Below are 15,285 nucleotides of genomic sequence, written 5' to 3' on the forward strand. Positions count from 1 at the left end.
CCCGACAAAAACCGCCGCGCCGCCTTAGGCGCATCAACAACATCCCACACCCTACCGCGCCGCACCGCCGTCGCCCACATTGCAATCGAGCGGCTCGCGCGCCGCCTGCAGCGCCCTCCTCACCCCCGACAGCATCCTTGGCGAATCAACAAGCACAGCATCCATATGTAGACACGCCGCTTCGCGATAAGCCGCCGCATCGTTCACGGCGAACGCAACCAGCCACGTATCGGCAGCGCGGCGAAAACACTGCACCGACGCGGGCGTCCATGTACGAGCAGTAAAAGTCGAATGCCCTTCGCCAAGCGTGAAGCGCTCGATCACCTCGACCTTGCGGCCCAATTCGAAGCCCGCTCGCGTTCCGGCTTGCGGCGCATCGCACCGCCCCGTCAGCGCGACGCCGAAGAGCCGCTGACGCGTGGCATCTCGCGACTCGAACATACGGGCCTGCGGATACTGCGCGAATGCCTCCTGATAATCGGCTTCCGTCGAATAGATCGTGACACGCGGCCACGCATCCAGCGCATCGAGCACGCGCGCGACGGCCGCCGCCTGGGGCGCCGCGGGCAACGCCTTCATGTCGAGCACGACGGGCACGTCACGCGGAATGATCTGCAGCGCGTCTTCGAGCGTCGGTATGCCGACAGGCTTCGACCGATACGGCCTGGCCCCCGGCGCGTCCAGCGCCTCGAACTGCCAGCCCGCATTGACGCGCGCCAGTTCCGCTGCCGTCCGGCTCGTCACCGGACCGCTTGCGTCCGTCAACGCCGACAGGTCTTTCGGACGATACAGCACAGGCACGCCGTCCCGGCTCAACTGCACCGTGAGCCAGATGACGTCGGCATGATTCGCGAGCGCGCCCTCGATGGCGGCCAATGTGTTCTCGGGATAATCAGCCGTTCCGCCGCGATGGGCGATCAGCGCCGGCAATGTGCGGGCGTTGTCGGCGTGAAGTGGCGCGACGGCGGAACCTGCCATGCACGCTGAAAGTGCCGTGAGAATCGATAAGGCAAAAACAAACCCCGGTATCCGCATTCGATGCATACGTGTCGTGTCATGAACGATCGCGCCGCGCGCGGCAACGCGTCATGGTAGACGCGAACCCGACTCTACGCCTCGCGTACGCAAACCTTTGTGACACTTATTGATCGAACGCCTGGCGGCGCGGCGCTCGCGCATCGGAACACGGACGCTACTGCTCACGCAGAATCGCGCGCAGCCGCCATCTGGATCAGCGCCTTCGCTTTGGCGAGCGGCTCGACGAGCGACGCTTCCAGCCCATAGCCGGTCACCAGCGCGTCTGTGAGGTCGTCGATGGCGAGCCATGTGACGCGCGCTTCGTCTTCCCACACGAGCGCCTTGAGCGGCAGCAGCAGCCCAGCCAAGGCGTTCGCCTGCATCACGGGCGTGCCGCCCTTCGGGTTGCCGAACACGATCAGACGCGTCGGGCGCAGCGTCATGCCGACTTGCGCGGCGGCGTCGGCCTGATCGATATCGACGAAGATCGTCATGCCTTTGTCGGCGAGCAGGCCGCGCAGCCGCGCGACCGTGATCGAAAAGCCGTGCTCGCTCCTGAACGTCGCAACCGACGCGGGACATTTCGCTGCGGCAGTCATCGCGGACTCCGGAGATGGGCCATCACCGCAGTGTAGTCATTGCGATGCAACAACAGAAGCGGAAGCTTGCTCGGCAAGCGCGCGGAAGTTCTCGGGCGTCGCGAAGCCGAGATACTGCGCCTGCATCTCGGGCGTCAGCACTTCGATCAGCGTGCTGTTTTCGATCCATAGCTCGATCACGTCGAAGAAGTTGTTGCCGCGCGTGCAGCGCACGGCACGCCATCCTTCGCGCTCGCCGATCGCGATCACCTGCTCTGCCGACAGCGGCGACGCGACGGCCATATGAAAGCCGCTGTATTGCGCGCGCGTGTTCGTCATCGAAGCGAGCGGCTCCTGGGTGTCGCCGGGCGTGAGCGTGAGGTTGCTCGGATAGGTCTCGATGATCGTGCCGCGGTCGTCGCCTGCTACCGCCATCCACGCGCCTTCGAAAGGCGAGAAAGGCGCGGCGAAACCGCCCCACACTTCGGCAAGCGTGCGCGCGACGCGCTCGGGATTTTGCGTGGGAATGGACGCATGAAAGATCATCGAAACTCTCCAGTGACTCGTGACGTGACAACGACGCTCAGGCGCAATGGCGCCTCACGTTGGGGCCTGCGCGTCGTGCGTTTTCGTTTTTCTTGTCACGCGCGCGGCATGGGCAAAGCAGCGAATTGCTGCATACGCCCAGCTTGCAGCGGCAATGCAGTGAGTAGTAGAACGGAAGCGATCTGCCGCGTTTGAAAACGAAGCAACGGCATAAGCATTCGATGCGCGAGCGTGCGGCTTCGAACGCCATGCTAGGAGCGCAACGCGGTGCCACCAATCGGGAGTTTTACCAACAGCTTTCGATTCGTCCGACGAACCGGCTGGACGCGGCGTACGCGACGCGCGTCTTTCAGCAAACCGCCCGCCATTGCAGCGGGCGGCAGGTCTACGTTTTCAGCAGACTTTAGACAGCCATGACGGTGACAGCCTTCGTCACGAGATAAGCTTCCATCGCTTCCGGTCCGCCTTCTGAGCCGTAGCCCGAATCCTTGACGCCACCGAACGGCATTTCCGGCGTCGGCGTGGCGGGCTGGTTGATCCACAGCATGCCGACTTCGAGGTTCTGCGACAGCAGATGCACGTTACGGAACGACTTCGTGAACGCATAGCCCGCGAGACCGAACGGCAGACGGTTCGCTTCGGCGATGGCGTCTTCGAGCTTGTCGAAGCCGCGGATTGCGGCGATCGGGCCGAACGGCTCGTTGTTGAACACGTCGGCTTCGAGCGTCACGTCCGTCAGCACGGTCGGCGCGAAGAAGTTGCCTTCCGAGCCGATGCGCTCGCCACCCGTCGCGACCGTCGCGCCCGTTGAGCGCGCGTTCTCGATGATGTTCGCCATCGCCGTCAGACGGCGCGCGTTCGCGAGCGGCCCGAGCTGCGTGCCTTCAGCGAGGCCGTCGCCGACCTTCAGGCTTTCAGCGTGCTTGACGAGCGCCGCGGCGAACTCTTCGCGGATGCTGTTGTGTACGAGGAAACGCGTCGGCGAGATGCACACCTGGCCGGCGTTGCGGAACTTCGCGCCACCCGCTGCCTTGACGGCGAGCGCAACGTCCGCGTCTTCCGCGACGATCACGGGCGCGTGGCCGCCGAGTTCCATCGTCGCGCGCTTCATGTGCTGGCCGGCGAGCGCGGCGAGTTGCTTGCCGACGGGCGTCGAACCCGTGAACGTGACCTTGCGGATGACGGGATGCGGAATCAGGTAGCTCGAAATCTCGGCGGGATCGCCGAACACGAGGCCGACCGTGCCGGCGGGCACGCCTGCGTCGACGAAGGCCTGCAGCAATTGTGCGGGCGATGCGGGCGTCTCTTCAGGCGCCTTGACGAGGAACGAGCAGCCGCTTGCGAGCGCGGCGCTGAGCTTACGCACCACTTGGTTGACGGGGAAATTCCACGGCGTGAACGCGGCGACGGGGCCGATCGGCTCCTTGATGACGAGCGATTGCGCGTTCAGGTTACGCGACGGCACGACGCGGCCGTAGACACGTCGGCCTTCGTCCGCGAACCATTCGATGATGTCGGCGGCCGACAGCACTTCGACACGCGCTTCCGCGAACGGTTTGCCCTGCTCCTGCGTCATCAGGCGCGCGATGCTGTCGGCGCGCTCGCGCACGAAGGCGGCGGCCTTGCGCATCGTAGTGGCGCGTTCGTTGGCGGGCACCTTGCGCCACGCTTCGAAGCCCTTCTGTGCGGCTTCCAGCGCGCGGTCCAGATCGGCCTTGCCCGCGTGCGCGACCTTGCCGATCGGCTTGCCCGTCGCGGGATTGACGACGTCGAGGGTCTTGCCGCTGGCGGCGTCGCACCACTCGTTGTTGATCAACAGACGGGTATCGGTGTAGCTGCTGGATGTGACCATGCTGTGTTCCTGAGGATTTTTTGCGCGCTGCGCGCGCGGGCTGGAATTCTTCGGGGAATGTTGATGTTAACTGATTGCTGGGAAGTATGCCGGAAGGTGGTGGTTTTTGTTTTTGTCTGCGACGCTGGGGTGGGTTTGTGCCGTTGCGCGGGCGGTTTGGTTTTTTGGGGGTTGCGCTGGCATCCGTGCTTCAGGTGTTGCCGTTCGGTGTATTAGCCGTCGCGCTGGCATTCGCGTTATGTCTTCGTGCTTCAAGCGTTGCCTTCCAGTTTTTGCCTTTTCGCTGGCATCCGCGATTCGTTAGCTTGCTTCAAGCGTCGCCCCTGTGCGGGGCGGCACCTACTTTTCTTTGCCGCCGCAAAGAAAAGTAGGCAAAAGAAAGCGGCTCACACCGCTAACATTTCTTCCTGCCTGAGGGCCCCCAGAGGGTCTTACGCTGCACACGGCAGCCTTTCTGTTCGCGTGCGTTGCCAACGCTTCGAATGAGCGCCTCACCCGCTTCGAATACCCGTGCACGGGCAAGCGGCAGCGAATGGTATGTGCCGCCCAGGTGGCAAACTGTGTGTAGGTTGTCGCGTCGTACAGGGTTGCGCTCTTACAGGGTGGAACGCATGCGCTATCGGTCTGGAGTGATGCGTGTGAGGTGCTACGGCCTACACACAGTTTGCCACCTGGGCGGCCGTGGCATAACTGACACGGCATGGTGAAGCGCGGGTGCGTGAAGCGGGTGAGGCGCAGCGCAAGAGCGCTGGCAACGAACATGGGTCACGTGGTTGCCGCGTGAAGCGTAAGAACCTTCGGGGGCCCTCAGGCAAGTACAAGAACTGGCGGTGTTAGCCGCTTTCTTTTGCCTACTTTTCTTTGCGGCGGCAAAGAAAAGTAGGTGCCGCCCCGCACAGGGGCGACGCTTGAAGCACGCTAACGCATCGCGGATGCCAACATCAAAACAAGCAAACCACCCAGCGTCGCAGACAAAAACCCCACCCCACCTCATGCGTACTTAAAAACCCCTTGCGCACTAGCAATCAACACCTTGTGATCGACCCACGCCTCAGCGCGAGCAAAGAACACAGACCGTCCTTTACGTTCAAGAAACCCTTTACTAATGACCTTTTCCCCGAGCCCTTTGTCGAGATAACTGATCGTCAACGACAAAGTAAACGCATGAATCGGGTCCCCTTCACTAAAGAGCCCCGAATACCCCGCGGCAGCGTCAAGAAGAGTAGCAATCGCACCACCTTGCAAGACGCGCTGACGGTTAAGCGTCTCCGGCCGAATCGGCATCGTGAACTCGGCGTAACCGCTCTTCCATTCGGTCAATTCGACCGCGAGCGATTCGAGAAAGGGATTATCGAGTGGTGGCGGCTGCATATGATCTCCTGCGGCGGTTGAGCCCTCATGCTAATCCAGCACCGCGAACCACGACAGATCAAGCCGCCCCGACACACTTTCACGCCGCTTTCGGCGGCCCAACGGAAGCCCGCATCGACACCGTCACGGGAAACTCGCGAAAGATATCCCACTTGGTCCCATAGCACTGATTGATGAGCCAACGCACCGCGTTCTGCGTGAGTTCAGCGGTCGGAATATGCACCGACGTCAAAGCAGGCGCCGAATAAGCCGCCGAGTAATCATCGTCATAGCCGATCACAGACACATCGCCGGGCACCGAAATGCCCAACTGCTGAAACCGCGCAAGCGCACTGACGGCCATCGTATCGTTTGCACAAAAAAGCCCCGTAAACGGCACTTTCGATTCAAGCAACTGGCACGTCGCCGCATACCCGCCTTCCGGCGAAAAGTCCGACTCGATCAACGGCACCGACTCACGCGCAATGCCGTGACGCGCGAGTTCGTCGAAGAAACCTTCAAGCCGCTCGATATTGTCCGATGCCGTATACGGCCCCGAGATCACAGCAATCTTGCGATGCCCATGCTCCAGCAGCGTCGCCGCCGCAATTTCACCACCGCGCCGATGATCGGCGCAAAACGACGCATCAGGCAACGCATCGAACGCACGGTTGAGAAAGACCATCTTCGGATGCATCCGGTGCAACTGATCGAGGTCTTCATCGTGCAGGTCGTGACTGATCACGACGACGCCGTCGCAATCGCGCCCGATCAGAAACTGCACGGCTTCGAGCGCCTGCTCGCGCGGCGTCGACTCGCCACACCCCGTCGCCACCACCACGTGCCGGTGTACCGAGCGCAGTTCCAGATCGGTCTGCTTGAGGATCGTGCCGTAATATGAGCCAAAGAAAGTCGGCACAAACAGGCCAATGATGCCCAGTTGCTGCGTGGCCATCGCGCGGCCAATCGACGAAGGCCGGAAGTTGAGTTCGGCGATCGCGGCCTGCACGCGTGCCGCCGCCTCGGCCGATACGGGTCCTTTGCCGGAAATGGCGCGCGAGGCTGTCGAGAGCCCCACGCCCGCCAGCTCCGCTACATCTTTGAGGGTCGCCACGGTGTCTCCGTCCGCTTGTAGTATTGGGCGTGCCGTTCAGAGGCGCGCCCCGCCCGCCTCGTCGAACAGCGATATATGTGCGCCATCGATCGCGAACGCCACTGAATCGCCAACGGCAACGGGCGTTTTCTCCTGATCGATCGACGCTATCTGAGTGCCATGATAATCGAGCCAGATAACCCGGTGGTTGCCCATTGGTTCGATAAGCGACACTTGCCCTCGCTGATTCGAGTCCGCGCCGATCCGCACGCGCACGTCCTCGGGCCGCACGCCCAGCACGCACGACTTGCCGTACTCGGGCTGCGCGGCGAACGCGTAGGGCGTCACGTCGAGATCAAGCTTCGCGCCCATGAAGCGCACGCCGTCACCCTGAGCATGCAGCGTGCCGTTCAGCAGGTTCATCGCCGGCGAGCCGAGAAAGGTCGCGACGAACAGGTTCGCAGGGCGTGCATACACCTCGGCGGGCGTGCCGAACTGCTGGATCACGCCGCTCTTCATCACGGCCATCCGCGTGGCGAGCGTCATCGCTTCAACCTGATCGTGCGTCACGTAGATCATCGTGGCGCCAAGGCGCTGATGCAATTGCTTGAGTTCGCGACGCAATTCCGTGCGCAGCTTCGCGTCGAGATTCGATAGCGGTTCGTCGAACAGAAACACGTCGGCTTCGCGCACGATCGCGCGTCCGATCGCCACGCGCTGCCGCTGTCCGCCCGACAGCTGTGACGGCTTGCGCTTGAGCAAAGGCCCGAGTTGCAGCATGTCGGACGCGCGCGCTACACGTCGTTCGATCTCCGCCTTTGGCGTGCCGTTGATACGCAAAGCGAACGACAGATTGCGCTCGACGCTCATCGTCGGATACAGCGCATATGACTGGAACACGAGCGCGATGCGCCGGTCTTTCGGATCGGCCCACGTCATGTCTTCGCCGCCGATCTCGATGCTGCCCTCCGTCACGTCGATCAAACCGGCAATGCTGTGCAGCAACGTCGACTTGCCGCAACCCGACGGTCCGAGCAGCACGACGAATTCACCGGCGCGTACATCGAGATCGAGCGCGTCGATCACCGTGTTCGCGCCCAGCTGGATTTTCAGGTCGCGGACGGCGACATTTGCGATATTCGGTACGGTAGCCATATTCGTCCCTTAACCCTTCACTGCGCCGGACGCGATGCCGCGCACGAACCAGCGGCCCGAAATGAAATACACGGCGAGCGGCACGACGGAAGTCAGGATCGTCGCCGCCATGTTGACGTTGTAGATCTTCTCGCCCGTCGTCGTGTTGATGATGTTGTTCAGCTGCACCGTCATCGGCAGGTTGCGCGTGCCCGCGAACACGAGCCCGAGCAGGTAGTCGTTCCAGATGTTCGTCACCTGCAGAATCATCGCCACCACGATGATGGGCAGCGACATCGGCAGCATCAGTTGAAAGAAGATGCGCCAGAAACCGCCGCCGTCGATGCGCGCGGCCTTGAATAGTTCCAGCGGAATGCCCGCGTAGTAGTTGCGAAACAGCAGCGTCATCACGGGCATGCCGAAGATCGTGTGAATGATCACGATGCCCGGCAGCGAGCTGAACAGATGCACGCTCGCCAGCACGCGCACCATCGGGTAGATCATCACCTGATACGGAATGAACGCGCCGAGCAGCAATACGCCGAAGAACATGCCCGCGCCGCGCGGCCGCCAGAACGACAGCGCATAGCCGTTGATCGCGCCGATCACGATCGAGAACACCGTGCTAGGCACGACGATACGCACCGAGTTCCAGAAACCCACGCGGATGCCGTTGCAATCGAGTCCCGTGCATGCCGACCGCCACGCATCGCTCCACGGTTGCAGCGTGAAGTGCGCGGGCAGCGCGAGCAGATTGCCCAGGCGGATTTCGTCCATCGGCTTCACCGACGTCACGAGCATGACGTACAGCGGCAACAGGAAGAACAGCGCCGCGATGATCAGAAAGCCATAGATGCCGAGGCGCGAAGGCGAAAAACGCTTCTTGTGCGCATGACGCCGCCGCGACACGCGAGGGGACGAATCAAGCGTCGTGCTCATCACACCTCCTTGCGCGACGCGCTTCGGCTGCGGGCATACAGGAACGGCGCAAGAATCGCGAGCACCGTCGCGAGCAGCACGATCGACGCGGCCGACGCGAGCCCGATATTCGCCCGCCCGAACAGATAGTCCATGATGAACTTCGCGGGCACTTCGCTCGCGGTGCCGGGACCGCCCTGCGTCATCGCAACGACGGCGTCGAACAGCTTCACCACGGCGACGAATAGCAGCACGAACGCGGTCGAAATCGACGGGCCCAGCATCGGAATCACGATGCTCACGTAGACGCGCCAGCGCGGAACGCCGTCGATGCGCGCAGCCTTCCACAACTCGTCGTCGATACCCCGCAAGCCCGCCAGCATCACGGCCATCACGAGGCCCGACGCCTGCCAGACGGTCGCGATCACGATCGTATAGATCACGAAGTCCTGATCAACGATCCAGTCGAAGCGCGCATGCGTGAAGCCCATCTTGTGCAGCAGCGACTGCGCGCCAAGCTCGGGGTTGAGAATCCATTGCCACACCAGCCCCGTCGCGACGAACGACATCGCGTACGGATACAGGAACACCGTGCGCAACACGCCTTCCGCCATCACGTGCTGATCGATGAAGATGGCAAGCAGCATGCCGATTACGAGACACGCGACGATGAAGCACACGCCATAAATCGCAATGTGTTGCAGCGACACGAGCCAGCGGTCGTTATGAAACAGCCGCACGTATTGCGTGAAGCCGACGAAGTCGTTCGATGGAAACGTGCGCGAGTTGCTGAGCGACACGCGCGCCGTCCACAGCATCGTGCCGAGATACGCGAAGACGACCGTGACTACCATCGGAATCAGCGCGATCCATGCGGCGAGCGACCAGCGCTTCCTCAACGGCCGCCCGCGCGTCTTCGCGACGGGCCGCCGGCTCGCCGCCATCTCAGGCAAGGCATGCGACTTGAGCGTGCCCATCGCGCGTCAGCCCTTCAATGCGCTGGCAAAGGCCTTTTGTGCATCGTCGACCGACTGGTTCTTGTTCCAGAAGTTCGTGATGACGTCCGTCAACGCGCCCTGCATGTCAGGCGACAGGAGCATTTCGGGGTTCGGCAACTGGCGCGACTTGTCCTTCATGATCGCGATGCCCTCCTTCGCGCATATGTCCAACTGATTCACGTCGACGTCGGGCCGGATCGGGATCGAACCTTTCTTCGCGCTGAACGCGACCTGTGCCTGCGGCGAGGTCATCACCGTCGCGAGCAGGTTCTGCGCCTTGATCGCCGTCGCGTTGTCGGTTTTCGGGAACACGAACACGTCGCCCGCCACCAGATACGGCGAGCGCGGACCAAAACCGGGGAAGCAGCCGAAGTCCTTGCCGGGCGCCTGCTTCGCCGCAGAAAATTCGCCCTTCGCCCAGTCGCCCATGATCTGCACGCCCGCCTTGCCGGAGATCACGAGCGCTGTCGCGTCGTTCCAGTTGCGGCCCGGCGAGCCGGCATCGACGTAATCATGCAGCTTCTTGAACGACGCGAGCACCTTCTTGAACGCATCCGATTTCACCGCGTTCTGGTCGCGGTCGCGATACACCTTCAGATACAGATCAGGTCCGCCGACATCGGCGAACACGGCATCGAACGTGATCTTCTCCTGCCACGGCTGGCCGCCCAGCGCGAGCGGTATCACGCCCGCCTTTTTCAGCTTGTCGAGATCGCCGACGAATTCATCGAAGCTCTTCGGGTCGCCCGCAATGCCCGCTTTTGCAAACACAGGCTTCGAATAGAAGAACCACGCGGGCATGTGGATATCGACGGGCGCCGCGTAGTAATGGCCGTTGACCTTGATGCTGTCGAGTATCGATTGCGGGAAGATGGCGGCCCAGTTCTCTTTCGTGGCGACGGCATCGACGTTGTTGAGCAGGCCCTGATCGATCAGGTCGTGAAACTGCTTCGACGTGTTGAACTGCGCAGCCGTGGGCGGATCGCCGCCGACAATGCGGTTGATCGCGGTCGCACGCGCCTGGTCCGCGCCCGCCACGGCGTTGTCGACCCACTGGCCGCCCGCCTGGTTGTACGCGTCGGCGAACTGCCGGATCGCCGCCGATTCGCCGCCCGACGTCCACCAGTGAATCACATTCGCCTTCAGCGGCTCCGCTTGCGCGATGACGCCCGTGATGGCCAATGCAAGTGCAATACCGCTTTTCAACGCCCACTGTTTTCTGCTGTTCATTCCGTCTCCTTCAGGCTCGAGGCCCGATTTATCAGGTCGACTGCTTATCAGCTTCTTGTGACTGCGTGTCAGCGCGTCGTTATCAGCGCTGCTGTTTGCGCGCCTCGATGAACTTCGCGATCAGCTCGCCGCTGCGTTTGACGGTGCGCTGCTGCGTGCCGTAATCGACATGCACGACGCCGAAGCGCCGCTCGTAGCCAAACGCCCATTCGAAGTTATCCAGCAGCGACCAGACGAAGTAGCCGCGAATATCGACGCCCTGCTTCACAGCCTGATCGACGGCGGCCAGATGCCGCTTGAGGAACGCGATGCGCTGCGGGTCCTCGACACGGCCGTTCTCCACCTTGTCGTCCGAGGCCATGCCATTCTCGGTGATATAGATGGGCGGCAAGTTCGGATATGTGCCGTGAAATCCCGTCAGCAGGTCTCGCAGCCCGTCTGGATGGACTTCCCAGCCCATCTGCGTGCGTTCGACATCGGCCAGCGGCGCGTCGACGAAACCATGCGCGCCGTCGCTCTTCACATTGGTGCGGAAATAATAGTTGATGCCGAGAAAATCGAGCGGCGCGGCGATGGTTTGCAGGTCGCCTTCGAGCACGAGCGGCTCGGCGCCCGGCCACAGCTCCCATAGATCGGCCGGATACTCGCCCTTCAGAAGCGGATCGAGAATCCACGCATTGTGCTGCACTTCGAACAGATGCGCGGCACGCTGGTCCGCTTCGCTCTGCGTTGCAGCCGTACCGCGCCCCACGTTCGCAACGATGCCTTTCATCGACGACGGATCGTTCGCGCGCAATACCTGCGTCGCGAGTCCATGCGCGAGCAGCAGATGATGCATTGCCTGCGTCGCGTAGCGGATGTTCGCAAGACCGGGCGCATGATGGCCGTTGCCGTAGCCGAGGAACGCCGAACACCACGGCTCGTTGAGCGTCATCCACGCGTCGACGTGGCCCGACAGTTCGCGGCTCATCAGGTCCGCGTAGTCGGCGAAGCGATAGGCGGTCTCGCGGTTGAGCCAGCCGCCGCGATCTTCGAGGTGCTGGGGCAAATCCCAGTGATACAGCGTGACGAAAGTCTGCAAGCCCTTGTCCTTCAGCCTGCCGAGCAGCCGCTTGTAGAAATCGAGACCCTTTGCGTTCGGGCGACCCGCTTCGTCCATCACGCGCGGCCAGGCAACCGAAAGCCGGTACGCCTCGAAGTTGAGCCCCGACAGCAGGTCGAGATCGCTTTCCCAGCGGTGATAGTGATCGCAGGCCACCGCACCCGTGTCGCCCGCGAGCACCTTGCCCGGCGTCGCGGAGAACGTGTCCCAGATAGACGGCAGGCGGCCGTCCTCGTTGACGGCGCCTTCGATCTGATACGACGCCGTTGCCGCGCCGAGCAGAAAGTCCTTGCGCCAGAGAACGGAGTCGGCGGACGGCGTGAAGGGATCGCTTTGTTGACTGTTCGACTGAATGCCGCCGGTTGCCACTGCATCGTATGCCACGGAACCTCCTCTCGCTGAATGGTTTGACGCGTGTCTGAAACGAATCGATCGACGAAACGAAAGCTGGAGTGGAAGCGCTTCCACATGACCTGCGCACGATATCAGCGGCGCTTTCGGCGCAGCAATCAGGGTTTGTCTGGATCGGACAGAGCCCGTCCGAAATCGCCATGCAACACGCATTGCAATTCGGATCACGACAGGGGTGCGTTTCATTTGTCGTGACAATCAATCGGTGCCGGTACACAACGCGCAACGGGGATTGCTCGGCCAATGTCTCGGTGTTTTCCGACACCTACGGGTTGAACCGGAAAGAAGGTGATGGCAGACCGTTAAACTGAACTGTCGATGCGGAAACTTTGGCGCATCCTTTTAAAAATGAGAGCCCAATGCGAGCGACGAGCACTCAGGCCAACGGCATCGTTCCTGCGCTGACGAGCATCCGCTTTCTGGCGGCGCTGACCGTCGTCCTGTCGCATTACCGCGAACTCGAACTGCTCAATACGCCCGTTTCGTTCTTCAATTTCGTCGATGGCGGGCGCTCGGCGGTTTCCCTCTTCTTCGTCCTCTCGGGCTTCATTCTCACGTACACGTATCGCGACGAACTCGCGACGCAAGGCCCGCATAATTTTTACGTCGCGCGCGTCGCGCGCATCTATCCGAACATCCTGTTCGCGCTTGCCATTGCGTCCGTTACGACTGCATACCTCGTGATCTCGCACAACGATGTGCTGTTTCTCAAGTGGTTCGCGCTGAAGACGTCGATCAATCTTTCACTGGTGGTGAGCTTCATTTGCCAGGTGTTCCTGATCACCGCCTGGTTTCCGTTCGCTGCGATCAATCAGCCGTGGAATGGTCCGGCTTCGAGTGTGTCATGCGAGGCGTTTTTCTACGCGCTCTTTCCGTTGATCCTCGCGCGGTTCGTGAAGATGCGCGCATCGACGCTCGCCGTCACGCTGCTCGGCATCTGGATCGCGCAGGGCCTGATGATCCTGTTCATCATGGCCGCGTTCCCCGTCTCGCGCAGTCACTTCCTTGCGGGCACGCTGCCGCTGTGCCGGATCGCCGAATTCATGCTGGGCATCGGCGCGGCGCTCGCATTCCAGACCTTGCGCACGCGTGGCGTGTCGATGCATGGCCGTGGCATCGCGCTGGTGTCGGGTTCCGTCGTCGTGCTGATCGTGCTCGCGCTGTGGCAACCCACGACGCCCGTGTTCTATCCGCAAAGCCCGTTCTTTGCGACCTTGATTCTCGGCCTCGCGCTGCTGGAGCGGCCCGTAATCGGCCTGCTGAATCAGCGCTGGCTCGTGCGATTCGGCGAAGCGAGTTATGCACTCTTCCTGATTCATGTGCCGCTTGCGTATCTCGCGTGGCTGGTGGGTTTTCGCGCGAGCAACGGCTGGATTCCGCTCACGTGTACGCTGCTGCTCAGCGTCATCGTGTTCACGTATTTCGAAGAGCCGATGCGGCGTCGCATTCGCAGGCGCTTTCGCAGCAAGCCGCCCGTGCCCGCAAGCGTGGTTGCGGAAACCGTGCCTGTCGATCCAACCGTGACAGTCGGCCCCGGCATGAAGCCGAGCTGAGCTTCCTCTTCACACACAAAACACAAACGGCGCTTCACGCGCCGTTTGTGTTTGTACGTCTGCCTTGTTCATTTACGCCCAGTGCGCCGGAATCCACACGCGGCCGATCCAGTGCCCCGGAATCCAGACAGCGGGACGCGGCTTCGGTGCGACATACACGACATGCGGGGGCGGCGGCGGAGCGACGACCACCACACGTGCGGGCGGCGGCGGCACGACGACGGGAGCCGGCGCGACCACCACCGCGGCCGGCGGGGGCGGCGGAACCACGACGACGGGCGCAGGCACAGGCGCGGCGACGACCACAGCGGGAGGCGGCGGGACGATCACGGGCGGCGGCACCACGACAGCCGCGCCAACCGTCGTCGTGCCCGTCACCACAGCCGTACCGCCCGTCGTGACAACGCCGCCATGCACGACCGTGCCGCTCGTCGTCACGGTGTTGCCGTGCGTGCCCGTCGCGCTGCCCGACGTGACGACCACGCCAGGTGCCACGCTCGTCGCGCTGCCCGAGTGTGTGACCGTGCCGCCGTTGCTGCCCGTCACGGTGCCCGAGCGCGAGCAGGTCCAGCCACCGCAGTTCGTCGATGCCGAGTGGTTGTAGCTGTTGCCGTTGCCGCCCGTCACCGTGCCCGACGACGAGTATTGGCCGGCGCCGTTGCGCGTCACTTCACCCGACGTCGATGCCGTCTTGCCGTCCGAGCCCGTCATCGTGCCCGTGTGCGCGCAGGTGCCGCTTGCGCAGCTGGTGTCGCCAGAATGCTGCACCGAGCGGCCGTTCGGTCCGTAGGCCGTGCCCGAGTTGGAGAATTGGCCCGGCGACGTACGCGTGACGCTGCCCGAGTTGCTTGCGACGCCGCCGTAGGGGCCGGCCACGCCGCCCGCGTGATTGCAGGTGCCACCGCTGCAGTACCCGCCGTGCGCGCCGTTGTATTCGCCATGCGACGTGTACGCGGTGCCGTGGCCGTACCAGCCGGCCCACGCGGGCACGCTGACGAGCGACGCGCTTGCGCCGATCACCGTCGCTGCCGCTGCCAGCGCGATGCGGCGCGAGATGCCGCCCGACACGCCGCGCGCAGCGGATGCCGACGAACGATTCAGCAGACCAGACAACGAAGAGAAGATGTGCGAGCGGGTTTTCACGGCAGTGTCCTTCACGGTTCGGGCCACTTGGCGTTTGCAGTGGCGACGGAATGAATCGTAGAAGAAACTGCCCTTCAGGTCAGTTCATAAACTATGTCGAGAAATGTCACAACCCGTGTCACGGAGGGTCACGGCGACGTGCAAAAAATGCCTGCGCCGTGACCTGCGTGCGTGCGATGAAATGCTATGAAGAGCGGTCGCGTCCACGTGCGCGGGTCGCGCCCGTGACGACGCCGATGCCGAGCAGAATGACGGCGACGATCAAGACGTAGTGCTGCGCGACGTGCATGGTGACGAGGGCCCACGACACGCCGCCAATGAAAATCAGCCAGCCGATCAGATAAATGGCCAAGGTCATCG

14 protein-coding genes are annotated in these 15,285 nt (G+C 62.6%); 1 reads left to right on the plus strand and 13 read right to left on the minus strand.

Translation table 11 applies throughout. The features are described 5' to 3' along the window. Positions 1 to 51: 51 nt before the first annotated feature. The 11 genes from C2L65_RS22725 to C2L65_RS22775 form a co-directional block, all read right to left on the minus strand. On the minus strand, positions 52 to 1,035 hold the full coding sequence (locus tag C2L65_RS22725) for a glycerophosphodiester phosphodiesterase family protein (protein ID WP_042314826.1): 984 nt from the start codon (positions 1,033 to 1,035) through the stop codon (positions 52 to 54). 164 nt (positions 1,036 to 1,199) lie between these two features. Beyond that, positions 1,200 to 1,616 carry a DUF302 domain-containing protein gene (locus C2L65_RS22730; protein WP_042314825.1) on the minus strand — a complete coding sequence of 139 codons (417 nt, stop codon included), beginning with the start codon at positions 1,614 to 1,616 and terminating at the stop codon, positions 1,200 to 1,202. A 36-nt stretch (positions 1,617 to 1,652) separates the two neighbouring features. Beyond that, positions 1,653 to 2,141 (minus strand): hypothetical protein, encoded by a 489-nt coding sequence (locus C2L65_RS22735; protein ID WP_007584061.1) that lies wholly within the window; start codon positions 2,139 to 2,141, stop codon positions 1,653 to 1,655. Between the two features lie 403 nt (positions 2,142 to 2,544). After that, positions 2,545 to 3,993 carry an NAD-dependent succinate-semialdehyde dehydrogenase gene (locus C2L65_RS22740; RefSeq protein ID WP_042314823.1) on the minus strand — a complete coding sequence of 483 codons (1,449 nt, stop codon included), beginning with the start codon at positions 3,991 to 3,993 and terminating at the stop codon, positions 2,545 to 2,547. Between the two features lie 990 nt (positions 3,994 to 4,983). Beyond that, on the minus strand, positions 4,984 to 5,364 hold the full coding sequence (locus C2L65_RS22745; protein ID WP_007744521.1) for a PaaI family thioesterase: 381 nt from the start codon (positions 5,362 to 5,364) through the stop codon (positions 4,984 to 4,986). Positions 5,365 to 5,443: 79 nt separating this feature from the next. Next, a complete protein-coding gene (locus tag C2L65_RS22750; RefSeq protein ID WP_042314822.1) occupies positions 5,444 to 6,457 on the minus strand; it encodes a LacI family DNA-binding transcriptional regulator in 1,014 nt (337 codons plus the stop codon). Positions 6,458 to 6,493: 36 nt separating this feature from the next. Next, a complete protein-coding gene (locus C2L65_RS22755; RefSeq protein ID WP_042314820.1) occupies positions 6,494 to 7,591 on the minus strand; it encodes an ABC transporter ATP-binding protein in 1,098 nt (365 codons plus the stop codon). Positions 7,592 to 7,600: 9 nt separating this feature from the next. Next, positions 7,601 to 8,509 (minus strand): carbohydrate ABC transporter permease, encoded by a 909-nt coding sequence (locus C2L65_RS22760; protein ID WP_042314819.1) that lies wholly within the window; start codon positions 8,507 to 8,509, stop codon positions 7,601 to 7,603. Beyond that, positions 8,509 to 9,465 carry a carbohydrate ABC transporter permease gene (locus C2L65_RS22765; RefSeq protein WP_081921409.1) on the minus strand — a complete coding sequence of 319 codons (957 nt, stop codon included), beginning with the start codon at positions 9,463 to 9,465 and terminating at the stop codon, positions 8,509 to 8,511. Before C2L65_RS22765 ends, C2L65_RS22760 begins: the two co-directional genes overlap by 1 nt. Before the next feature lie 6 nt (positions 9,466 to 9,471). Beyond that, positions 9,472 to 10,716: an ABC transporter substrate-binding protein gene (locus C2L65_RS22770; protein WP_009771646.1), complete on the minus strand. Its 1,245-nt coding sequence runs from the start codon at positions 10,714 to 10,716 to the stop codon at positions 9,472 to 9,474. An 82-nt stretch (positions 10,717 to 10,798) separates the two neighbouring features. After that, positions 10,799 to 12,202, minus strand: a complete 1,404-nt coding sequence (locus C2L65_RS22775; RefSeq protein WP_042314818.1) for a GH1 family beta-glucosidase — start codon at positions 12,200 to 12,202, stop codon at positions 10,799 to 10,801. A 386-nt stretch (positions 12,203 to 12,588) separates the two neighbouring features. On the opposite strand from C2L65_RS22775, the gene C2L65_RS22780 reads away from it, so the two are divergent. Next, positions 12,589 to 13,782 carry an acyltransferase family protein gene (locus tag C2L65_RS22780; RefSeq protein ID WP_042314817.1) on the plus strand — a complete coding sequence of 398 codons (1,194 nt, stop codon included), beginning with the start codon at positions 12,589 to 12,591 and terminating at the stop codon, positions 13,780 to 13,782. A gap of 72 nt (positions 13,783 to 13,854) precedes the next feature. Here the strand turns inward: C2L65_RS22780 and C2L65_RS22785 are convergent, their stop codons facing one another. Further along, positions 13,855 to 14,925 carry a hypothetical protein gene (locus C2L65_RS22785; RefSeq protein WP_042314842.1) on the minus strand — a complete coding sequence of 357 codons (1,071 nt, stop codon included), beginning with the start codon at positions 14,923 to 14,925 and terminating at the stop codon, positions 13,855 to 13,857. Between the two features lie 184 nt (positions 14,926 to 15,109). Then, positions 15,110 to 15,283, minus strand: coding sequence for a hypothetical protein (locus tag C2L65_RS46190; protein WP_007744500.1), 174 nt, complete (start codon positions 15,281 to 15,283; stop codon positions 15,110 to 15,112). Between the last annotated feature and the right edge of the window lie 2 nt (positions 15,284 to 15,285).

This window comes from Paraburkholderia terrae, assembly GCF_002902925.1.
Taxonomy (GTDB): Bacteria; Pseudomonadota; Gammaproteobacteria; order Burkholderiales; family Burkholderiaceae; genus Paraburkholderia; species Paraburkholderia terrae.

Excerpts from the sequence above, each read along its gene's own strand:
- C2L65_RS22725 (WP_042314826.1), bottom strand. The coding sequence starts at position 1,035 with ATGCGGATACCGGGGTTTGTTTTTGCCTTATCGATTCTCACGGCACTT.
- C2L65_RS22730 (WP_042314825.1), bottom strand. The coding sequence starts at position 1,616 with ATGACTGCCGCAGCGAAATGTCCCGCGTCGGTTGCGACGTTCAGGAGC.
- C2L65_RS22735 (WP_007584061.1), bottom strand. The coding sequence starts at position 2,141 with ATGATCTTTCATGCGTCCATTCCCACGCAAAATCCCGAGCGCGTCGCG.
- C2L65_RS22740 (WP_042314823.1), bottom strand. The coding sequence starts at position 3,993 with ATGGTCACATCCAGCAGCTACACCGATACCCGTCTGTTGATCAACAAC.
- C2L65_RS22745 (WP_007744521.1), bottom strand. The coding sequence starts at position 5,364 with ATGCAGCCGCCACCACTCGATAATCCCTTTCTCGAATCGCTCGCGGTC.
- C2L65_RS22755 (WP_042314820.1), bottom strand. The coding sequence starts at position 7,591 with ATGGCTACCGTACCGAATATCGCAAATGTCGCCGTCCGCGACCTGAAA.
- C2L65_RS22760 (WP_042314819.1), bottom strand. The coding sequence starts at position 8,509 with ATGAGCACGACGCTTGATTCGTCCCCTCGCGTGTCGCGGCGGCGTCAT.
- C2L65_RS22765 (WP_081921409.1), bottom strand. The coding sequence starts at position 9,465 with ATGGGCACGCTCAAGTCGCATGCCTTGCCTGAGATGGCGGCGAGCCGG.
- C2L65_RS22770 (WP_009771646.1), bottom strand. The coding sequence starts at position 10,716 with ATGAACAGCAGAAAACAGTGGGCGTTGAAAAGCGGTATTGCACTTGCA.
- C2L65_RS22780 (WP_042314817.1), top strand. The coding sequence starts at position 12,589 with ATGCGAGCGACGAGCACTCAGGCCAACGGCATCGTTCCTGCGCTGACG.
- C2L65_RS46190 (WP_007744500.1), bottom strand. The coding sequence starts at position 15,283 with ATGACCTTGGCCATTTATCTGATCGGCTGGCTGATTTTCATTGGCGGC.